17 protein-coding genes, 1 pseudogene and 1 riboswitch are annotated in these 17,713 nt (G+C 64.8%); of the genes and pseudogenes, 13 read left to right on the plus strand and 5 right to left on the minus strand.

Annotation, left to right across the window (positions count from 1 at the left end):
• The first annotated feature begins 22 nt into the window (after positions 1–22).
• The 8 genes from NEK97_RS13490 to NEK97_RS13525 all read left to right on the plus strand — a co-directional run bounded on the left by NEK97_RS13490 (position 23) and on the right by NEK97_RS13525 (position 8,616).
• On the plus strand, positions 23–940 hold the full coding sequence (locus NEK97_RS13490) for a dihydrodipicolinate synthase family protein (RefSeq protein WP_257370387.1): 918 nt from the start codon (positions 23–25) through the stop codon (positions 938–940).
• 5 nt (positions 941–945) lie between these two features.
• Positions 946–1,911, plus strand: coding sequence for an ROK family protein (locus NEK97_RS13495; RefSeq protein WP_257370388.1), 966 nt, complete (start codon positions 946–948; stop codon positions 1,909–1,911).
• Between the two features lie 11 nt (positions 1,912–1,922).
• Positions 1,923–2,609, plus strand: a complete 687-nt coding sequence (locus tag NEK97_RS13500) for an N-acetylmannosamine-6-phosphate 2-epimerase (protein WP_257370389.1) — start codon at positions 1,923–1,925, stop codon at positions 2,607–2,609.
• Positions 2,610–2,856: 247 nt separating this feature from the next.
• Positions 2,857–4,314 (plus strand): NAD(P)/FAD-dependent oxidoreductase, encoded by a 1,458-nt coding sequence (locus NEK97_RS13505; RefSeq protein WP_257370390.1) that lies wholly within the window; start codon positions 2,857–2,859, stop codon positions 4,312–4,314.
• 70 nt (positions 4,315–4,384) lie between these two features.
• Positions 4,385–5,227: an ABC transporter ATP-binding protein gene (locus NEK97_RS13510; RefSeq protein ID WP_257370391.1), complete on the plus strand. Its 843-nt coding sequence runs from the start codon at positions 4,385–4,387 to the stop codon at positions 5,225–5,227.
• Positions 5,224–7,260, plus strand: a complete 2,037-nt coding sequence (locus tag NEK97_RS13515) for a YhgE/Pip domain-containing protein (RefSeq protein ID WP_257370392.1) — start codon at positions 5,224–5,226, stop codon at positions 7,258–7,260. Before NEK97_RS13510 ends, NEK97_RS13515 begins: the two co-directional genes overlap by 4 nt.
• A complete protein-coding gene (locus NEK97_RS13520; protein WP_257370393.1) occupies positions 7,257–7,898 on the plus strand; it encodes a TetR/AcrR family transcriptional regulator in 642 nt (213 codons plus the stop codon). Before NEK97_RS13515 ends, NEK97_RS13520 begins: the two co-directional genes overlap by 4 nt.
• Positions 7,899–7,971: 73 nt before the next feature.
• Positions 7,972–8,616, plus strand: a complete 645-nt coding sequence (locus NEK97_RS13525; protein ID WP_257370394.1) for a hypothetical protein — start codon at positions 7,972–7,974, stop codon at positions 8,614–8,616.
• A gap of 153 nt (positions 8,617–8,769) precedes the next feature.
• Here NEK97_RS13525 and NEK97_RS13530 read toward each other — a convergent pair.
• A pseudogene (locus tag NEK97_RS13530) lies at positions 8,770–9,123 on the minus strand (FAD-dependent oxidoreductase); the annotation flags it as partial.
• Between NEK97_RS13530 and NEK97_RS13535 the strand changes: the two are divergent.
• Complete coding sequence (locus NEK97_RS13535; RefSeq protein WP_257370544.1) at positions 9,080–9,205, plus strand: hypothetical protein; 126 nt, start codon at positions 9,080–9,082, stop codon at positions 9,203–9,205. The pseudogene NEK97_RS13530 and the gene NEK97_RS13535 overlap by 44 nt on opposite strands.
• Before the next feature lie 43 nt (positions 9,206–9,248).
• On the opposite strand, the gene NEK97_RS13540 is transcribed toward NEK97_RS13535, so the two are convergent.
• A complete protein-coding gene (locus NEK97_RS13540; protein ID WP_257370395.1) occupies positions 9,249–10,160 on the minus strand; it encodes an EamA family transporter in 912 nt (303 codons plus the stop codon).
• Positions 10,161–10,232: 72 nt separating this feature from the next.
• Between NEK97_RS13540 and NEK97_RS13545 the strand changes: the two genes are divergently transcribed.
• A complete protein-coding gene (locus tag NEK97_RS13545) occupies positions 10,233–11,156 on the plus strand; it encodes a LysR family transcriptional regulator (RefSeq protein ID WP_257370396.1) in 924 nt (307 codons plus the stop codon).
• On the opposite strand, the gene NEK97_RS13550 is transcribed toward NEK97_RS13545, so the two are convergent.
• From NEK97_RS13550 to NEK97_RS13560, 3 genes are all read right to left on the minus strand, one after another.
• Entirely contained in the window at positions 11,137–11,661 is a 525-nt protein-coding gene (locus NEK97_RS13550) for a histidine phosphatase family protein (RefSeq protein WP_257370397.1), read from the minus strand. The two genes, NEK97_RS13545 and NEK97_RS13550, sit on opposite strands and share 20 nt — an antisense overlap.
• 68 nt (positions 11,662–11,729) lie before the next feature.
• The gene (locus NEK97_RS13555) at positions 11,730–12,596 is read right to left on the minus strand and encodes a winged helix-turn-helix domain-containing protein (protein WP_235519993.1); all 867 of its coding nucleotides are present in this window, start codon (positions 12,594–12,596) and stop codon (positions 11,730–11,732) included.
• Between the two features lie 563 nt (positions 12,597–13,159).
• The gene (locus tag NEK97_RS13560) at positions 13,160–14,092 is read right to left on the minus strand and encodes a hypothetical protein (RefSeq protein ID WP_257370398.1); all 933 of its coding nucleotides are present in this window, start codon (positions 14,090–14,092) and stop codon (positions 13,160–13,162) included.
• Positions 14,093–14,293: 201 nt separating this feature from the next.
• Here NEK97_RS13560 and NEK97_RS13565 point away from each other — a divergent pair, with 201 nt between their 5' ends.
• The 3 genes from NEK97_RS13565 (at position 14,294) to NEK97_RS13575 (ending at position 17,690) form a co-directional block, all read left to right on the plus strand.
• A complete protein-coding gene (locus NEK97_RS13565; protein WP_235519987.1) occupies positions 14,294–15,034 on the plus strand; it encodes a response regulator transcription factor in 741 nt (246 codons plus the stop codon).
• A gap of 3 nt (positions 15,035–15,037) precedes the next feature.
• Positions 15,038–16,537, plus strand: a complete 1,500-nt coding sequence (locus NEK97_RS13570; RefSeq protein WP_257370399.1) for a HAMP domain-containing sensor histidine kinase — start codon at positions 15,038–15,040, stop codon at positions 16,535–16,537.
• Positions 16,538–16,646: 109 nt separating this feature from the next.
• Positions 16,647–16,832: riboswitch (cyclic di-AMP (ydaO/yuaA leader) on the plus strand.
• A 3-nt stretch (positions 16,833–16,835) separates the two neighbouring features.
• On the plus strand, positions 16,836–17,690 hold the full coding sequence (locus tag NEK97_RS13575) for a hypothetical protein (protein WP_257370400.1): 855 nt from the start codon (positions 16,836–16,838) through the stop codon (positions 17,688–17,690).
• Positions 17,691–17,713: the final 23 nt, after the last annotated feature.

The following is a 17,713-nucleotide window of genomic DNA, read 5'->3' on the forward strand; positions in this document are numbered from 1 at the left end:
GTTACAAACAACGGAGATTTCTGTGTCCACTCAATTCCAGGGCGTCATTCCCCCGGTCATCACCCCCCGCCACGCCGACGGCAGCATCGACACCGCGTCGCTGAAGAACGTCACCAAGCACCTGATCGACGGCGGTGTGTCCGGCCTTTTCGTCCTGGGCTCCTCCGGCGAAGTCCCCTACCTGACCAACGACGAGCGCGAGCTGGTGGTCTCCACCATCGCCGACGCCAACGCCGGTGCGGTCCCGCTGATCGTGGGCGCCAACGAGCAGACCACCACCCGCGTGATCGAGGAAGCCCGCAAGGTGGTTGACCTTGGTGCCGACGCGATCGTGGTGACCTCCATGTACTACGCAATCGGCAACGCAGCGGAGACGGAGACCCACTTCCGCGACATCCACGCCGCCATCGGGAAGCCGATCTTCGCCTACGACGTTCCCGTCCGCACCCACTTCAAGCTGCCCACGGATCTTTTGGTCCGCCTCGGCCGCGACGGCGTGATCGCCGGCGTCAAGGACTCCTCCGGCGACGACGTCTCCTTCCGCCAGCTGCTCCTGGCTGCCAAGGACATCCCCAACTTCGACATCTTCACCGGTCACGAAGTAGTGGTGGACGGCGCCCTCCTTGGCGGCGCGCAGGGTGTTGTCCCGGGGCTCGGCAACGTGGATCCGGCCGGCTACCGCCGCCTGTTTGATGCTGCGCAGGCCGGCGACTGGGCTACGGCGGCCCGCGAGCAGGACCGCCTGGCCGACGTCTTCGAGATCGTCTACACCCCCAACGGACGCGTCTCCGGAGGCGCAGCCGGCCTGGGTGCGTTCAAGACCGCGCTGCAGGTGATGGGCGTCATTGAGTCCAACACCATGAGCTCGCCCATGCTCAGCCTGAACGATTCCGAGACTGCTGCGATCCGGGAAATCCTGGAACGCAACGGGCTGGTCTAACCTTCATGACCCACGTGATCGGCGTTGACCTCGGCGGCACCAAGACTGCCGCCGGGGTTGTCTCCCCCTCTGGCGAAGTTGTGATGACGGAGACCATTCCGACGTTGAACCGGGGCGGTGGCGGAGCGATCCTGGACGCCACCGCTGCGCTGATCGCAGGTCTGGTGGAGCGCGCTGCCGACGCCGGGCATACAGTGTCCGGCGTCGGCGTCGGCTCCGCTGGGGTCATCGACGCTTCTTCCGGGGTTGTGGTTTCCGCGACCGACGCAATTTTGGGCTGGGCGGGCACTGCGCTGGTTTCCGGACTCTCTTCACGCCTCGGCCTTGCTGTTCGGGCCGTCAATGATGTCCACGCTCATGCCCTCGGCGAGGCATGGCTGGGAGCCTCGGCCGGTGCGGCCAGCTCACTGATGGTCGCGTTCGGCACAGGGGTTGGCGGCAGTTTTGTGCTGGGTGGCTCCCCGGTCCTGGGGCACCGTTTTGTTGGCGGGCATGTGGGTCATTTCGCTTCACCTTTCGCGGTTTCCGACGGCGTTCCGTTGCCTTGTGTTTGTGGTTCGGCCGGTCACGTTGAGGCGATAGCTTCCGGGCCTGCGATCCATGAGGCGTATCTGCGCGGTGGCGGCTCTGCTGTGTCAGCGACCGACACGCGCGGCGTGTTCGCGCTGGCCGCTGCTGAAGATCACGACGGCGGTGCCTCCTTTGGGGCCAGCCGCGCCGCCGCTGTGCGCGCCATCCACGTCGGTGCCCGCGCAGCCGGCCAGGCCGTGGGCGGCCTCATTAACATCCTGGACCCAGAAACAGTGGTGATCTCCGGAGGACTGGCCGATGCCGGCGAGCTCTGGTGGAAACCCATGGAAGCTGCCCTACGCCAGGAACTCTTGGCCCCCTTGGCTGCAGTCCCCGTGCTCAGTGCGTCCCTGGGCAACTCCGCTGCCATTATTGGCGCCGCAAAACTCGTCCTTCTTTAAAGGGAGACATCATGATCCTCACCCCTAAAAACCTTGAAGCCCTCCGCTCTCAGCTGATCGTCTCCTGCCAGGCCTACCCGGGTGAGCCCATGCGTGATCCCCGGACAACGGGCCAGGTGGCGGCATCCGCTGTGATCGGCGGGGCTGCGGCGATCCGCGTCCAAGGGTTGGCCGATGTGCAGTTCACACGCGCCGCCGTCGAGGTCCCTGTCATCGGACTGTGGAAGGACGGGCACGACGGCGTCTTCATCACCCCCACACTCCGGCACGCCCTTGCGGTGGCGAACGCAGGGGCGCACGTTGTGGCGATCGATGGAACACGCCGGACCCGTCCGGATGGGCTGTCCTTGTCCGCCACCATCAGCGGTATCCAGGCTGAGTCGCATGCACTGGTCATGGCTGACTGTGGCTCGTTCGATGACGCCGTCGCCGCCGTCGAAGCCGGGGCGGACCTGATCGGCACCACGTTGTCCGGCTACACCGGCGAGCGCGCCAAGACGGATGGGCCGGATCTGGAGCTTCTTGAGAAGATTGCGGCCGCCGATCTGGGCAAACCCCTGATCGCCGAAGGCCGTATCCATACTCCCGCCCATGCCCGCCAGGCCCTCGACGCCGGCGCGTTCGCCGTGGTTGTTGGCACGGCAATCACCCACCCGGCCAGCATCACGGGCTGGTTCAAGGGCGCGATGCACGCGTGAGCCTGCGTTGTGAGGCCCGCTCTGCACCCTAAAACCCCCCACCAAACCCGCAGAGCGGGCCCCACAACGCGGTGTCGGGCTAGATTTTGCGAGGCCCACTCTGCACCCCAAAACCCCCCACCAAACCCGCACACCAGGCCCCACAACGCACCACCCACACATGCGAGGCCCACTCTGCGCCCCAAAACCCCCACACACCCCGCACACCAGGCCCCACAACGCAGGGCTCCCGGCGTAGGCTTTCCCCATGACTGCCGAGAGCTCCCGCGAGTACGACGTAATAGTGATCGGCGCAGGCGCCGTTGGGGAAAACGTGGCGGACCGGGTGGTCCGGGGCGGCCTGTCGGCGGTGATCGTGGAGAACGAGTTGGTGGGCGGCGAGTGTTCCTACTGGGCGTGCATTCCTTCGAAGGCGCTCCTTCGCCCGGGGAGTGTGCTGCACGCGGCCCAGGTCATCCCGGGCGCGTCCGAGGCCATCACCGGGGTGGTGGACGCGAAGGCCGCACTGAAGCATCGCGACTGGTTCACCAACAACTGGGAAGACGGCAGCCAGGTCGAATGGCTGGACAGCGCCGGCATCGACCTCATCCGTGGCCGCGGCCGGATCACGGGGGCCCGCGAGGTCCAGGTGGACGGCCTGGACGGAAACAGCTACGCCCTGAAGGCGCATCATGCCGTAGTGGTGGCAACGGGTTCCACACCCACCATCCCGGGGATCGCGGGCTTGGAAGACGTACCCTTTTGGACGACGCGCGGCGCCACGGCAGCCAAGGAGATCCCCAAACGCCTCGTGGTCCTGGGCGGTGGAGTGGCTGGCGTTGAAATGGCGCAGGCGTTCGCGCGGCTTGGATCCGATGTGGCGGTTGTCGCCCGCGGACGCCTCCTGAGCAGCTATCCGGAGGAAGCGGCCAGCCTTGTCCTGGCGGGCCTCCGCGCCGACGGTATCGATGTCCGCCTCCACACTGACGTGGACAAGGTGGAAAAGAACGACGACGGCTCGGTAACAGTCACGCTCGACGGCGCAACGCTCCAAGCCGATCAACTCCTGGTCGCTTCAGGAAGGCACCCGTCCTTGGCCAACCTTGGCCTGGACAGTGTGGGCATCGAAGCGCCTGACGGCAAACCCCTCAAGCTCACCACGGACGCCAGCGGGCTCGTCGACGGTCCCGCCAGCGATGGCACCAGTGGGCTGTGGCTCTACGCGGCCGGGGATGCCGCGGGCAAGGTGCTCCTGACCCACCAGGGCAAGTACGAGGCCCGCGCCACGGGGGACGCCATTGTCGCCCGGGCCAACGGCAAGCTCAAGGGCACTCCGCAGCCGTGGAGTCCATGGGCCCACACTGCCAACGACCACGCTGTACCAAGTGTCGTGTTCACTGATCCCGAAGTTGCTTCCGTGGGACTGAGCCTGGAGCAGGCCCTCCTGCAGGGAAAGAACGTCACGGGCGTCGAGTTGCCCATCAACGTATCCGGTTCCCAGTTGCATTCCCCCGACTACAAGGGGTGGGCACAGATGGTGGTGGACGAGGACCGGAAGGTGATCCTCGGTGCAACGTTTGCCGGTCCAGGCGTGGCTGAGCTGCTCCACTCCGCCACCATCGCGATCGTGGGAGAAGTTCCCTTGGACAGGCTGTGGCATGCGGTTCCGTCTTACCCGACCATCAGCGAGATCTGGTTGCGCCTGCTGGAAAAGTACGGACTTTAGAGTCTATTTGAACTGACCAGTCAGTTCAGTTAGACTTTTCGCAGACACCATTTCTGCGAAAGGCTTCATTGTGCTGTCCGTACAGCAACTCCAGATCAACGGCCGCCGGGGCGATCTCCTTCCGGCAACGTCCCTCGCCGTGAGCCGCGGGGAACTCCTGCTGGTGGCCGGCGAAGGCCAAGACCAGCGGACAGCTTTGGCATTGGCCCTTAGCGGCCGCATGAAGCCCAGCAATGGCGTCCTCAGCTGGGACAACAACACCAAGACCAAGAAGATCCGCCTCGCGAGCGCCCTGGTTGACTCCCCCGGCGTCAACGAGCCGGAGCAGCACCTCAGCGTCCGGGACCTCGTCACCGAGGACCTCTCGCTCATCCCGCGCCGCTACCGTGGAGCGCTGCTGAGCAAGCCATGGCTGAAGGTCAACAGCTTTGAAGACATCGCCGACCTGTGGATCAAACAGCTGCCTGCGGGACGGCGCCTGGAACTCCTGTCCGCGCTCGCCCTGGCTGACCCTGCCACCGACCTCCTGGTAGTGGACTCCCCCGACCGGCACAGCGCCGATCCGTCAACGTGGTTGCCTCGCCTGCAGGCCCTGGCGTCCGACGCCGGGCGGCCGCTTGCGGTGGTAGCCGTGGTCGGCGCCCTGCCGGACATCTGGACCGGTGCGGCCGCGGTGATCGGTAACTCAGTTTCGCACCCGCCCGAACCGGAATCGGAACCCGCCCCCTTGGCGCCCGAGCCGGCTGCCGCCGTCGAGCCCCAGCACGCCGTCGAGCCCCAGCCCAGCGCAGAGCCCCAGCCGCACGCAAAGCACGCCGGCGACGCGGCACCCGAAGCGGCCGAACCCGCCGCCGAGACGGCCGAACCCCTCGACGAACCCGAAACCCAAAACCTCCAAAGGACTGCAAAGTGACTGTTCTGCGGCTCGCCCGCTCCGAACTCAAGCGCATGACCGGCGGGCTCCTGCCCAAGCTGACCATCCTCGCCCTGACCATGGTTCCGTTGTTGTACGGTGCCGTGTACCTTTACGCGAACTGGGATCCGTACGGCAACCTGAACCAGATCGACGCCGCCCTGGTGGTCGAGGACACCGGTGCCACCACCAAGGACGGCAGCGAACTGCAGGCGGGCAAGAAGGTGGCGGACAGCCTGGTGGAAGGCCATGTCTTCAACTGGAAGCAGGTCGCCAGCGCCGAGGATGCGGACGCCGGCGTCAAGACCGGCGAATACGCCTTCGCGCTGCGGATCCCCAAGGACTTCTCCGCAAACCTGGCATCCCCGGGCAGCTTCGACGCCGCCAACCAGGCCATGCTGCACGTGACCACCAATGACGCCAACAACTACCTGTTGAGCACTATTGTGGACAAACTCACCACCGCTGTGCACTCCACGGTCGCCAAAGAGGTGGGCGAAGAGACAGCCAACCAGCTCCTCACCGGTTTCGGCACCATCCACGCTTCAATCGTCAAAGCAGCGGACGGCGCAGGACAACTCGCCGATGGTGTCGGCAAGCTCAGCGACGGCGCCGCGACCCTCCATGACGGCACCACGCAACTGGTTGCCGGCGCCGACCAGCTGGTCGCCGGCCAAACGAAACTGCGCGACGGCGCGGTACAGCTCAACGGAGGCGCCAGCCAGCTGAGTTCCGGCCTGACAGAGCTCAAGAACAAGACCTCCACGCTGCCTGCAGACTCCCAGAAGCTGGCTGACGGCGCGGCACAGGTCGCCGCCGGAAACGCCCAGTTGAACGCGAAAGTCCAGGACGTCGTGGGTCAGCTCGAAGCCGCGGACAAGGGTCTGCGCACCAGGGTTGTGGAGTCCAACACCCGGCTGGTGACGTCCGGTGTGCTCACACAGGAGCAGGCTGACAAGGTCCTGGCCGATTTCGATGCCGCTGCTGCATCCAACCCGGTCCAGGACGCCAAGGCGAAGATCTCCGGCGACGCCGCAAAGATCCAGCAACTCTCCGACGGCTCGGCCGCGGTGAGCGCCGGAGCCTCAAAGCTTGCAGCCGCCACCCCCACGCTCACAGACGCCATCTCCAAGGCAGCCGCTGGCGCCGGCCAGCTCCAAACCGGCGCGTCCACCCTCGCCGCCGGTCAACAGTCGGCGCTCGATGGGGCGGTAAAGCTCGACGACGGCGCCCGCCAACTGGACGACGGCGCCGGCCAACTCGCGAGCGGCGCAGTGACCGCCTCCGATGGCTCGCACACCCTGGCCTCCGAACTCGCGAAGGGCGCGGGAGACATCCCCAACCCGAACGACGAGCAAAAGAGCAGCGTCTCCAAGGTGATCGCTGATCCCGTCGCAGTGGAGAACGTCTCGCAGGCCAAAGCCAACTCCTATGGCGCCGGCCTTGCACCGTTCTTCCTGACTCTTGCCTTGTGGATCGGCGTGTTCATGCTGGTCCAGGCCATGCGGCCCATCACCCAGCGCGCCCTTGCCTCGAACGCACCTTCGTGGAAGATTGCCGTGGGCGGCTGGTTGCCGTTCTTCGTGGTCTCCGTTTTCCAGGCCACGATCCTCACACTCGTAGTGAACCTGGGCCTGGGTCTCAACGCCTCGCACCCGATCGGCATGTGGCTGTTCATGCTGGCAGCCGTCATGGCGTTCACCGCGATCATCCAAGGCATTGTGGCCCTCCTCGGGACGCCCGGCAAGTTCGTGGTGCTGATCCTCCTGGTCCTCCAGCTCGTTTCCTCCGGCGGCACCTTCCCTTGGCAGACCACGCCGATGCCGTTGCATGTGGTCCACGAGATCATGCCCATGGGCTACGTTGTCACGGGTATGCGGCACCTGATCTACGGCGGTGAGCTCAGCATGATCTGGCCTACCGTACTGGGCCTGCTTGGGTACACTTTGCTGGGAGCGGCGCTGTCCACCCTCGCCGTCCGCAAGCACAAGATGTGGACCCTTAAGACCCTGAAGCCGGAGATCGCAGTATGAGCACCAGTGAGCCGCTCTCTTCGGATTCCGCGGTGGGCGGGAGCAAGAAGCTTCGGCCCGAACGAACCAACGCCACCAAGCAACGGTTGTTCGAGGCCTCCATGGAGCTGATCGGCGAACGCGGCGCTGCCGGAGTGACAGTTGACGAAATCGCCGCCGCCGCCGGGGTTTCCAAAGGATCCGTCTACTACAACTTCGGCAGCAAGTCCGACCTCATCGCCCAACTGCTGCGGCATGGCGTGGACATCATGCTGGTCCGGCTCCAGGACGTCCAAGGCCAGAGCAGCGACCCGCTCGAATCCATGAAGAACATGGTGGGTCAGGCGATGGACTTCATGGACGACTACCCCTCGTTCGCCCGCCTGTGGGTCAGCGAAAACTGGCGCACGCCGGGCGAATGGAGCGCGGTGTTCACGGAACTCCGCGCCGAACTCCTCGCAGTCATCGGCTCGGCGGTGGAACGGGTGGCAGAGGGCTACAGAGTGGACGAGTCGATCGCCCGCGGGAGCCTGGAAGCAGCCATCTTCGGTGCGATCTTCGTCGTGGGGCTCGACCAGCAGACCTACAACCCGGAACGAACCCGCGACCAAAGCGTCGCGGCTGTGATGACCATCATGCACGGGTACGTCATCAAGTAAGACGGTATCCAACTGCAATCTACGACGGCGTGGCGTGGCCACTTGGTCGGCGATGATTAACCTCATGCGTCACATGGGGAACAGCGGAAAGCTAGCGGTCATTGCCGCCTTCGTATCCCTGGGGCTGTTGGTGCTCGCCGCCGTCGTCCTCGAGGAACTGGTGCTGTACCTCTTCCTGGGCGCCGTGCTGCTCTGCTACCTGTCCTGCATCGTCCAGCTCTTCAACCGACGCAGGTACCTGGTGGTTCTCCTCGGCGCAGCGGGCACCAGCCTGTTCATCGGATTCAGCATCGCCTTCCTTCGGATGTGGGGCCTGGCGTTCAACCAGGACACCAACGCCATGGGAAGCGCCGTCAGCACCGAAGACTCGGACATCTACTTCTACCTCGCCGCCGTGGCCGGTGTAGGCACCTTGGCGGTGATGTTCCTCGGAGCCGTGGTGCCGTCCTTCGGATCGCGGGCACCTGCTCCCGCCAAGCGGCCGGCAGCCGGAGCCAAGCGAAATCCCGCTCCACGCAAGCCCGCGGCGCGCCCGGCTGCGACTGTTGCTCGTCCTGGTACGCCTGCCAAACGCCCGGCCACGACGGCTGCACGAGGCGCCGGAACCGCCAACCCCACTGCCGCCAAGCGTCCCACGGCACCCCGGACCCCTGCAGCGGCAGCCAAGCGACCGGCGTCGAGCTCTTCTTCCCAACGCAGGCCGGCACCCAAACGCTAAGCCCTGCGTTGTGAGGCCCGCTCTGCGCGCTGACGCGAGAGCTAAAAACGCAAAGCAGGCCCCACAACCGAACCACGCCACGTTGCTGGGCCCGCCCGCTCTGCGCGCTTACGCGAGAGCAAAACACGCAAAGCGGGCCCCACAACGGGTGGGTCAGGAGTCGAAACCCAACCCCACGGCGTCGAGCGCTTTGAGGATGAGGTTCCGTTTGCCCTGGTTGTGGTCCGCCCTGTCCATGGACCAGCGAGTCAGGTTGATGCCCAAGGAAGCCAACGGTTCTGGCGGGAAGGGCAAGGGCCGTTTCCTGACCATTTCCACACGCGTGCGTTCAGTGTCCAGACCAGCCAACAGGTCCAGGAGCACATCGGCCGCGAACGCCGTGGCACCAACTCCGAGTCCCGTGAAGCCAGCAGCGTAAGCCACCCTGTTCCTGCGCGCGGTGCCGAAGAAGGCACAGAACTGCGTGCTCGAATCGATGGGCCCTGCCCACTTGTGCGTGAACTTCAGCACCCAGGTGAAGCACGTGATGTTCGAGCTGGAGGGCCAGGCTGAGAAGGACTGGCACCGAACCATCTTTACTTTGCGCTGATCCCCTCCCGTTGCGGGGCCTGCTCTGCGCGCTAAGGCGAGAGCTAAACGCGCAAAGCAGGCCCCGCAACGGGGATGTCCGGGCGTTTCCGCGAGGCGCCGAGCACTGCGGTCGCCACGCCCAGCAGCAGGATCAGCCCGCCCAGGACTTCGGCCACTGTGGGAACCTCGTTCAGGACCAGCCAAGCCGCCGTCATGCCCACCACCGGGACCAGCAGCGTGAAGGGCACGACGTCGGAACTTGGGTAGAGCGACAACAGACGGTTCCAGATGCCATAGCCCACCAGCGATGCGAACACTGCGGTATAGATCGCACTCAGGATCGTGGCTGCCTGAAGGTCCGAAAGCGTCGCCCACACCGCGTCCGGACCGTCCACAACGAGCGACAATCCTGCCAATGGGACGGGCACCACCGCACCGGACCACACCACCAGGCCAAGCCCGGACTTGGCCTTCGAGTGCCGCGCCACCACGTTGCCCACCGCCCATGACAACGCCGCTGCGAGCACGATCATCAGCGGGAGCACCGGGGCTACTGCGCTGCGCCCCAAGGCCACCACCGCCAAGCCTGCGATGCCAAGCACTACCCCGGCCAGTTGGCGGCGGCTGGGCCTCTCACCGAGGAACCTGGAAGCCAGCAAAATGGTGAACAAAACCTGCGCCTGGAGGACCAGGGACGCCAGGCCAGCCGGCATCCCCAGTGCCATGCCGAGATAGAGGAGCCCGAACTGGCCGGCACTCATGAAGAGTCCGACGCCGACAATCGCCTTCCAGCCGACGTCGGGTTTGCGGATGAACAAGATGAAGGGGAACACGACCAGGAGGAAGCGGATGGCGACGAAGAGCAACGGCGGCACATCCCGGCCGTTCGCGTGCAGGCCGAGGTCGATAGCGACGAAGTTGATGCCCCAGAGGACGGCTACCAGGACGGCGAGAGCAGAGTGGCGAAGGTTCACAAGTCCACTCTGGACCCCGCATCCTTGAAGCACCAGCATTGATTTCCGCATGGAACCACGTAGATTTGCTTCATGATCGACATCTCGGCCTTAAGGGCGCTGGTCGCCGTGGAACAGCACGGTTCGGTGGTGGCCGCCTCCGACGTGATGGGCTATAGCCCCTCGGCAGTCTCGCAGCAGATCAAGAAACTGGAAAAACAGACAGGCGTTGCTGTACTGGAGCGCAATGGCCGCGGCGTGCTGCTGACGGAGCGGGGGCTGGCGCTGGCAGGCTATGGTCGTCGCATCATGGGCGAGCTCGAGGAACTGCAAGCTAACCTGCTCGCCGACCCTGCCAAACCCACGGGGCTGCTGAGGATGGCGGCATTCTCGACCGCCTGCCGCGGACTGGTGGGACCCATGCTCGGGCGACTCGCCGCATCCCACCCCACCCTGGACATCACTGTGCTGGCAGAGGATCCCCGCGAAGCCGTGCAAAGGGTGGCCTCCGGAGAAGCTGAGCTCGCAGTGGTCCACAACTGGAACTCGGTGCCTTTGGTCATCCCCGAGAACCTGGTACACGAGGACCTGTGCGTGGACCAGGCCGATGTGCTCGTCAACAGCACCCACGCACTCGCGGCGAGGGCCGCCGTCGAGCGTGAAGACCTGCTGGACGAGACCTGGATCAGCACCCCGGCGGGCGCAATCTGCAACGAGGCGCTCCTGCAGATTTTCGCAGGACTGGGGCGGGTGCCTGACATCCGCGTGTACGACCCCGACTTTTCCACGCACATCGCCATGGTGGAGCAGGGGGTGTCCGTGGCACTTGTTCCGCGGCTCGGCAGGCCTCCGCTCCCATCCGGCGTGGTCGCCATTCCGGTGATGAACCCCACCCAGCAGCGCTCCGTTGGAGTGGTGTACCGCAAGACCATGACGGCCAGCCCCAACATCCGCCTGGCCGTACGCATGCTGCGCGAAGTCGCGGCGGAACAGCTTCCTAGTGGCGGGGCACCTTAAAGTGCGTCAGCCGGGCATCCTGGCCATCCAGCTCCGCCCACGGTTTTTCCGTCTCCAACACCGTCAACGCACTGGTTGGGTAGCGAGTGGCGGCGTCCATGTAGGCATCGTGATCGGAATCGCGGGACGCCAAGTGCATGGCGAGGTCCTGCACTCCGGGCATATGCGAAATGACCATCAGCGTGGTTACGGTGTCCGGAACGTGATTGATCACCGTCAGCATGCGGTTCGCTGAGGCAGCATACAGGCCGTCCTCCAGCTTCGGAGTGGGAGCCTTCTCCCCCAACTCGTTGCACACCCAGGTGCACGTCTGGCGCGTCCTGAGCGCGGACGAGCACAGGATGAAATCCGGAACCACCCCGTGCTTGAGCAACCACTGTCCGGCCAACGGGGCTTCCCGGTGGCCGCGTTCCTCCAAGGGACGCTCATGATCGGGCACGCCCACCGGCCAGTCCGCCTTGGCATGCCGCATGATCACAAGGCGCTTTAGGTGATGGTCGCTCATGCAACAACCCTATCGAAAGCAAAAGCGCCCGCCCCAAGGGGACGGGCGCTTTCGGCTGAAACCGCAGATCAGATCGAGTATTCAGGAGCGGCCCAGACAATGACTTCGGGGTGCTCGTAGAAGCGGTAGCCCTGGCCGCGGACCGTGCGGACGGTGTTGGCGAGGCGGCCCAGCTTGGAGCGCAGCCGGCGGATGTGAACGTCGATGGTGCGCTCGTTGGGCACTTCCTCGGCGTTACGCCACAGGCCTTCGAGCAGTTCATCGCGCCCCACGGTCCGGGTGCCGTTCTCAACGAGGTAGTTGAGGAGCTCGAATTCCTTGAACGTCAGGTTCAGCGATTCGCCGTCCAGGTGAACTTCACGCCGGGCGAGGTCGATCAGCACGCCGGACGGGCGGGACTCCTGCTGCGGCGCCGGACGGGCAGCTTCGGTGCGCTGCCTTGAGGCAACCGTGGGGTCACCGAAGGTGGAACGCACGACGTCGAGGGCGGACCCGGGCGCGCCGGCGGGGGCCACTGCCACGGCAGCGTAGCTCTCCGCGCCGGTCACCAAAGACTGCGCGTAGGCGCGGATTTCCTGGGCAAGCTTGGCGATGGACGTTCCTGCGGCGGCTGCGGTTTCTTCGTCAATACCCATGTAGAGCACGAAGCCGCGGGCTACGTTGTCGTTGGCAACGGGGCGCAGCCGGTCGGACTGGGCAATGACCGGCGTGGGAGCGGTCATGGGTGCCGGCTCTGCGGCGGGCACGGCGCGCAACTGGCCGTAGGAGTTGGGGTTGTAACCCTGCGGGACGTAGCCCGGAGCCTGCTGGCCGGCGCCTTGCGGGGCCGCAGAGTAGCCGGGACGGTTGCCGAACCCAGGGCGGAGTCCTGCGTTTGACGCGGCCTTGTTGGCGTTACGGACGGAGATGTGGACGTATCCAGATGCAACTGACATGGAGTGCTTACCTCAAAAGTGAATAGCCGTCATCGCGGCTTCGAATGCTGGTTGTCCCCGCAATGAGTTTGGGGAGGGGCGCCCAACGCTGGGCTAGGGGGCGAATGCCTGAAACTTCTTGGGGTGGAAAGTTAGGCTTGCATTCGACAACAGCGGTCATCGTGGCCAGCGGGTGTGCTGGGCCAGGTTGCTGCGGCTGCAGGTGCTGTTGAGTTCTTGTTCACATTGGAAGTGTGCAACGTAACAATGGCAACACGCAAGTAACAAAGCGCCGAACCGTCCACATTTTGAGACGTCCGGGTCTATTGTGCCGCAAATCACAATTCATAATGGCCCGGAAATGAACGGCATTTCATTCGGTACGGGCAGGAAGTAACGGCCATTTACTGAATTATCTTCGGAGGATGAGGCAGAATGTGGCCTCCGCTTTCCATCAACCAAGTCCACGCGGAATCTCACGATCTGAAACAGTTGTTGTCCAATCGGCGCCAGTTCCGATCTCGAATTTTTTTGCTTTCAGTCTGTTGGAAGCGGTGAAAACGGGCGCGGCAAGCGCCGTTTTCTCAGGACGTCGTCCCTGATCCGGACGTGGAGCCCTGCCCCGTGGAAGACGTCGCGGCGGTCAGCCTTACCGACGACGCGTTGTATGCATCCCCGCTCTTGGTAGCCGTGACCCGGACCGTCGCACCTGACGTGATGTCAGCTATGGTCAGGCTGTTCGAGGTGCCGCCACGCTGCCGGGTTCCTTGGGCAACGGCAGTGTCCGCGCCGAGGACGTAGGTCCGCGTAAACCCGTCAGTGCTCTTGACGGTCAGCGAGTTGGAAGAAACCTCGCTGACAACTCCCACCTGATCGGCCATGGACACGTACTCGTTGTCGCGGAGGATGACGTACTCCGAATGGATGGCGGCATTCAGGCCCCCTCCGAATCCATCGGGCGCCAACCCGCCCATCGGGCCTGGCATTCCTTGGCCGGTTCCATCCTGGCTTGGTCCGTTTTGCCCTGTTCCGCCCCGACCCAGCCCCTGTCCCGGTACTGCCTGACCCTGTTGCCCGCCCATGCCGCCGGCCTGGCCCGGGGAAACGTTGGCAGCATCCGCAGAGCCTGCATTGCCCAGGGAGTAGAAACCGACGGCCGTACCTGCCGCTACCGCCACGGCAACACCAGCCACTATCAGCGTCCTCTTGACGGTCCACCGGTTCCGCACTCCCTCCTTGTCGTTCGCCCCGTCGTTCGCCTTATCGTTGTCCACGAGCGGCAAGCCCCAGCCGGAACCGTTGCTGCCGGGTTGGCTGCTTGGGGGCTGAGCAGGCGGGGCCTCGCCCCACGCCCAGGACGACCCGGGGTTGCGGTCGATGGGTTGTGCGGGCGGCGTCCGGACGGCTTCAGGCTCCTGGCCTCCGGGCTCCCGGCCTGCGGGGGTCGCCTGCTGGGGTAGCCGCGGCGCTGGGTCTTGGGGGAATTGCTGGTTCTCGGGGAATTTCTGCTCGCTCATGATGCTCTTTCTTGTCTGTTGTTGTCCGATTACGCCCCAGCGTCAGTCCGCCGGCTGTGCGGAAGCTGTGTTGAGGAGTAGTTGATCCTGTGACCTGTGGATTGCCGTGCCCCGGAGCTCCCACCTCGCTAGTGTTGACTTCACAGGGTCCTCACAGGAGCGGCTCAGCCCGGGCAAACCAGCAGAATGGAGAGTTGTCACATGGCATCCCCGCACTCCATGACCAACAACCTCCCCCAGCTCACCCACCCCGATGGCTCACCCATCCGCGCCCTGGTGGTAGATGACGAGCCAAGCCTTGCCGAGCTCATGAGCATGGGCCTTCGCATGGCCGGCTGGTCGGTGGGCGTGGCCGCTGATGGACCCCAAGCCGTAAAGCTCGCCAAGGAATTCCGCCCCGACGTCCTGGTGCTTGACGTGATGCTCCCCGGTTTTGACGGCGTGGAAGTCCTTAACCGGATACGGGCCTTCGCCCCGGAGGTTCCTGCCCTGTTCCTGACAGCAAAGGATGCCGTGCAGGATCGCATCGTGGGCCTCGCGGCCGGAGGAGACGACTACGTCACCAAACCCTTCAGCATGGAAGAAGTGCTGCTTCGCCTGCACCGGCTGGTCCAGCGCTCAGGTGTCGCTGCGATGGACACCGCTGAGCTCGTTGTGGGTGATCTGATCCTGAACGTGGACACCCGGGAGGTCACCCGCGCCGGGGAGGACATTGCCCTGACGGCAACCCAGTTCGAACTCCTGCGCTATCTCATGGAGAACCCGAAACGGGTGGTAAGCAAAGCACAAATCCTTGACCGGGTGTGGGACTACGACTTCGGCGGCCAAGCCAACATCGTGGAGCTGTACATTTCCTATCTCCGCAAGAAGATCGAAGCGAAACACCCGCCAATGATCCATACCGTTCGCGGAGCCGGCTATGTCATCAAACCTGCGGACTAAGTCTTGAGCGCACTCTCCGGGGTTGCCAGAAGCCAGCAGCGCAATTGGCTCAATCCCTCCACCTGGCATTTGCGCACTCGCCTGGTCCTGGTGGCGATGGCTTTGCTGGTGGCCATTTGCGGCGCAGTCGGGGTGGTCAGCTACGCCTCGATGGACATGGTCTTCAACAAGCAGCTCGACAGGCAGCTGGAGCAGGCCTCGCTCCGCGCGGACCTATTCGGCAGACCGCCGTCGAGCTTTCCAAACTCCCCGACAGGACGCCCGGACCCGCTGGAGGCCCGCGGCCAGGCGGCCGGCACGCTGAGCGCCCGTATCGACGGCTCAACGGTGCGCAGCTCCGGGTTGATCGACGCGCGGGGCAATCGCGTCTCCTTGTCCGCCGACGATGAGCAGGTCCTGCTCGCGCTGCCGACAGGTGACGGCCCGGTTGACCGTTCGCTGTCCAACGGCGATTACCGGCTTATGGCCGTGAAGACCAATTACGGCGACGTGATCGTCACTGGCCTGCCGCTCGCGGACAAGCAGACCGCAGAGGCTTCGCTGGTCTGGACCATGGTTCTGGTGTCACTGGGCGGCCTGGTGGTGATCGGCCTCGTGGGGACGGTGATCATCCGTCGCACCATGCGGCCCCTGGAGCAGCTTTCCGATGTCGCCACCAAGGTTTCACGGCTGCCTCTCGACGCCGGTGAAGTGGCACTTGCCGTGCGTGTCCCGCCGTCGGCCTCCCATCCCGGGACCGAAGTGGGGAGCGTGGGCCACGCCCTGAACCAGATGCTGAACAACGTCTCCAGCGCGTTGGAGGCCCGTCAGGAGAGCGAGACCAAAGTGAGGCAGTTCGTTGCCGATGCCTCGCACGAGCTCCGGACGCCGCTGACCGCCATCCGTGGCTACACCGAGCTGCTTCGGATGACCGAGACCTTTACGGACGACGGCAGGAAGTCCTTGGCCCGGGTGCAAAGCCAGTCCGAACGCATGACTACGCTGGTGGAGGACCTGCTGTTGCTGGCGAGGTTGGACGAGGGCCAGCCGTTGAAGGTCACGGACGTGGACCTGACCCAGTTGGTGGTCGAGACCGTGAGTGACGAAAAAGTCATGGCGCCGGACCACATCTGGCAACTGCAGCTCCCCGGGGAGCCCGTCACCGTACGCGGCGATGCCACGCAATTGCACCAGGTGCTGGCGAACCTGCTCTCGAATGCCCGCAAACACACCGACCCGGGAACAACGGTGGTCACTGGAGTCATGCTCTCCGCGGATGGCAGCGCAGTGGTGACCGTGACCGACAACGGTCCTGGCATACCGCAGGAATTCCAGAGCCGCATCTTCTCCCGTTTTGCCCGTGCCGACGCGGCGAGATCGGGCTCGGAAGGGACCTCGGGGTTGGGCTTGTCGATAGTGGAATCCATCGTTCAAGCGCACGGCGGAAGCGTCGAAGTGACGTCCAGGCCGGGGCGCACCGAGTTCGCCCTGCGGCTGCCTACCGCCACTACCGAACGCCTGTAAAGAATCCGGCAAGACGACTCACCGACTTCGTGATCTCTGTTACCTAAATGTGACTTCTGCGGAAACCTCCTGTACCGTCGAAAGGGTGGGTTGCCCCTAACCGGCCCACATCCGGGATGCGCCGAGCTCTGCCACTTCCCGGAGTCCGATCTTTCACCGAGGCAGAGACGGGGGACCCAGAGTCTCCGGGCCCAGGCATTTTGCCGGCCCTTGGGGTGAAGCCGCAGCGTGATGCGCGGCCGGATGACCTCATCCGAACCCGACAGCTAACTCCGCAGGCGCTGAGAGGTAATCACAAATGTCTGAATTTAACGATCAGACGCGCCCTTCCGCGCGTCACCGCGACAAGAACGACACCCAGTTGACCAAGTCGCAGACCGTCCTGAAAAAGGCCGCCCGTGAGGGCAAGTCCGGCAAGCGCATGCCTGTTGTAGCGGGCGTCATCGCCGCTGCACTGGGCGTTGCATCGCTGGGTACCGCCGCCAACGCGGCCTTGAACCTCCCCGAGGCAAGCCGTGTAGCCGGCACCCAGGCCGCTGCACAGGTCAGCACCAACAAGTCCGCTGAAGTTTCCGCTTCGATGGACGCCGCAGCTGCCAAGGGTGCGGCCGACCGGGCTGCTGCAGACAAGGCTGCCGCCGACAAGGCCGCAGCCGATAAGCTCGCCGCTGATCAGGCCGCTGCCGCGCAGGCTGCCGCCGACAAGGCAGCTGCCGATCAAGCCGCTGCCGAGAAGGCTGCTGCCGACAAGGCCGCTGCTGACGCTGCCGCCAAGCAGGCCGCCGACGCTGCTGCCGCCGCCGCTGCCCAGGCTGCAGCCGCTGCTGCCGCCCCGAAGGCAGTGGACGATCCCGCCGCTGCAAAGGCCTACGCCGCCAGCATCCTTGGCAGCTACGGCTGGGGCGCGGGCGAAATGACCGCCCTGAACACGCTGTGGGAGAAGGAATCAGGATGGCGGACCACTGCCACCAACGCTTCCAGCGGTGCGTACGGTATTGTCCAGTCGCTTCCGGCCGGCAAGATGGCTTCTGCCGGTGCGGACTGGCAGACCAACTACCAGACCCAGATCAAGTGGGGCCTGAACTACATCAAGGAACGCTACGGATCCCCGTCGGCTGCCCTGGCCTTCCACTTGGCCAACAACTGGTACTAAGCCAAGAGCTTTCCCGAAAAGCC

This window comes from Paenarthrobacter sp. UW852 (assembly GCF_024608385.1).
In the GTDB taxonomy this organism is placed as follows: Bacteria; Actinomycetota; Actinomycetes; order Actinomycetales; family Micrococcaceae; genus Arthrobacter.

Excerpts from the sequence above, each read along its gene's own strand:
- NEK97_RS13495 (WP_257370388.1), top strand. The coding sequence starts at position 946 with ATGACCCACGTGATCGGCGTTGACCTCGGCGGCACCAAGACTGCCGCC.
- NEK97_RS13500 (WP_257370389.1), top strand. The coding sequence starts at position 1,923 with ATGATCCTCACCCCTAAAAACCTTGAAGCCCTCCGCTCTCAGCTGATC.
- NEK97_RS13505 (WP_257370390.1), top strand. The coding sequence starts at position 2,857 with ATGACTGCCGAGAGCTCCCGCGAGTACGACGTAATAGTGATCGGCGCA.
- NEK97_RS13520 (WP_257370393.1), top strand. The coding sequence starts at position 7,257 with ATGAGCACCAGTGAGCCGCTCTCTTCGGATTCCGCGGTGGGCGGGAGC.
- NEK97_RS13525 (WP_257370394.1), top strand. The coding sequence starts at position 7,972 with ATGGGGAACAGCGGAAAGCTAGCGGTCATTGCCGCCTTCGTATCCCTG.
- NEK97_RS13545 (WP_257370396.1), top strand. The coding sequence starts at position 10,233 with ATGATCGACATCTCGGCCTTAAGGGCGCTGGTCGCCGTGGAACAGCAC.
- NEK97_RS13550 (WP_257370397.1), bottom strand. The coding sequence starts at position 11,661 with ATGAGCGACCATCACCTAAAGCGCCTTGTGATCATGCGGCATGCCAAG.
- NEK97_RS13555 (WP_235519993.1), bottom strand. The coding sequence starts at position 12,596 with ATGTCAGTTGCATCTGGATACGTCCACATCTCCGTCCGTAACGCCAAC.
- NEK97_RS13560 (WP_257370398.1), bottom strand. The coding sequence starts at position 14,092 with ATGAGCGAGCAGAAATTCCCCGAGAACCAGCAATTCCCCCAAGACCCA.
- NEK97_RS13565 (WP_235519987.1), top strand. The coding sequence starts at position 14,294 with ATGGCATCCCCGCACTCCATGACCAACAACCTCCCCCAGCTCACCCAC.
- NEK97_RS13575 (WP_257370400.1), top strand. The coding sequence starts at position 16,836 with ATGTCTGAATTTAACGATCAGACGCGCCCTTCCGCGCGTCACCGCGAC.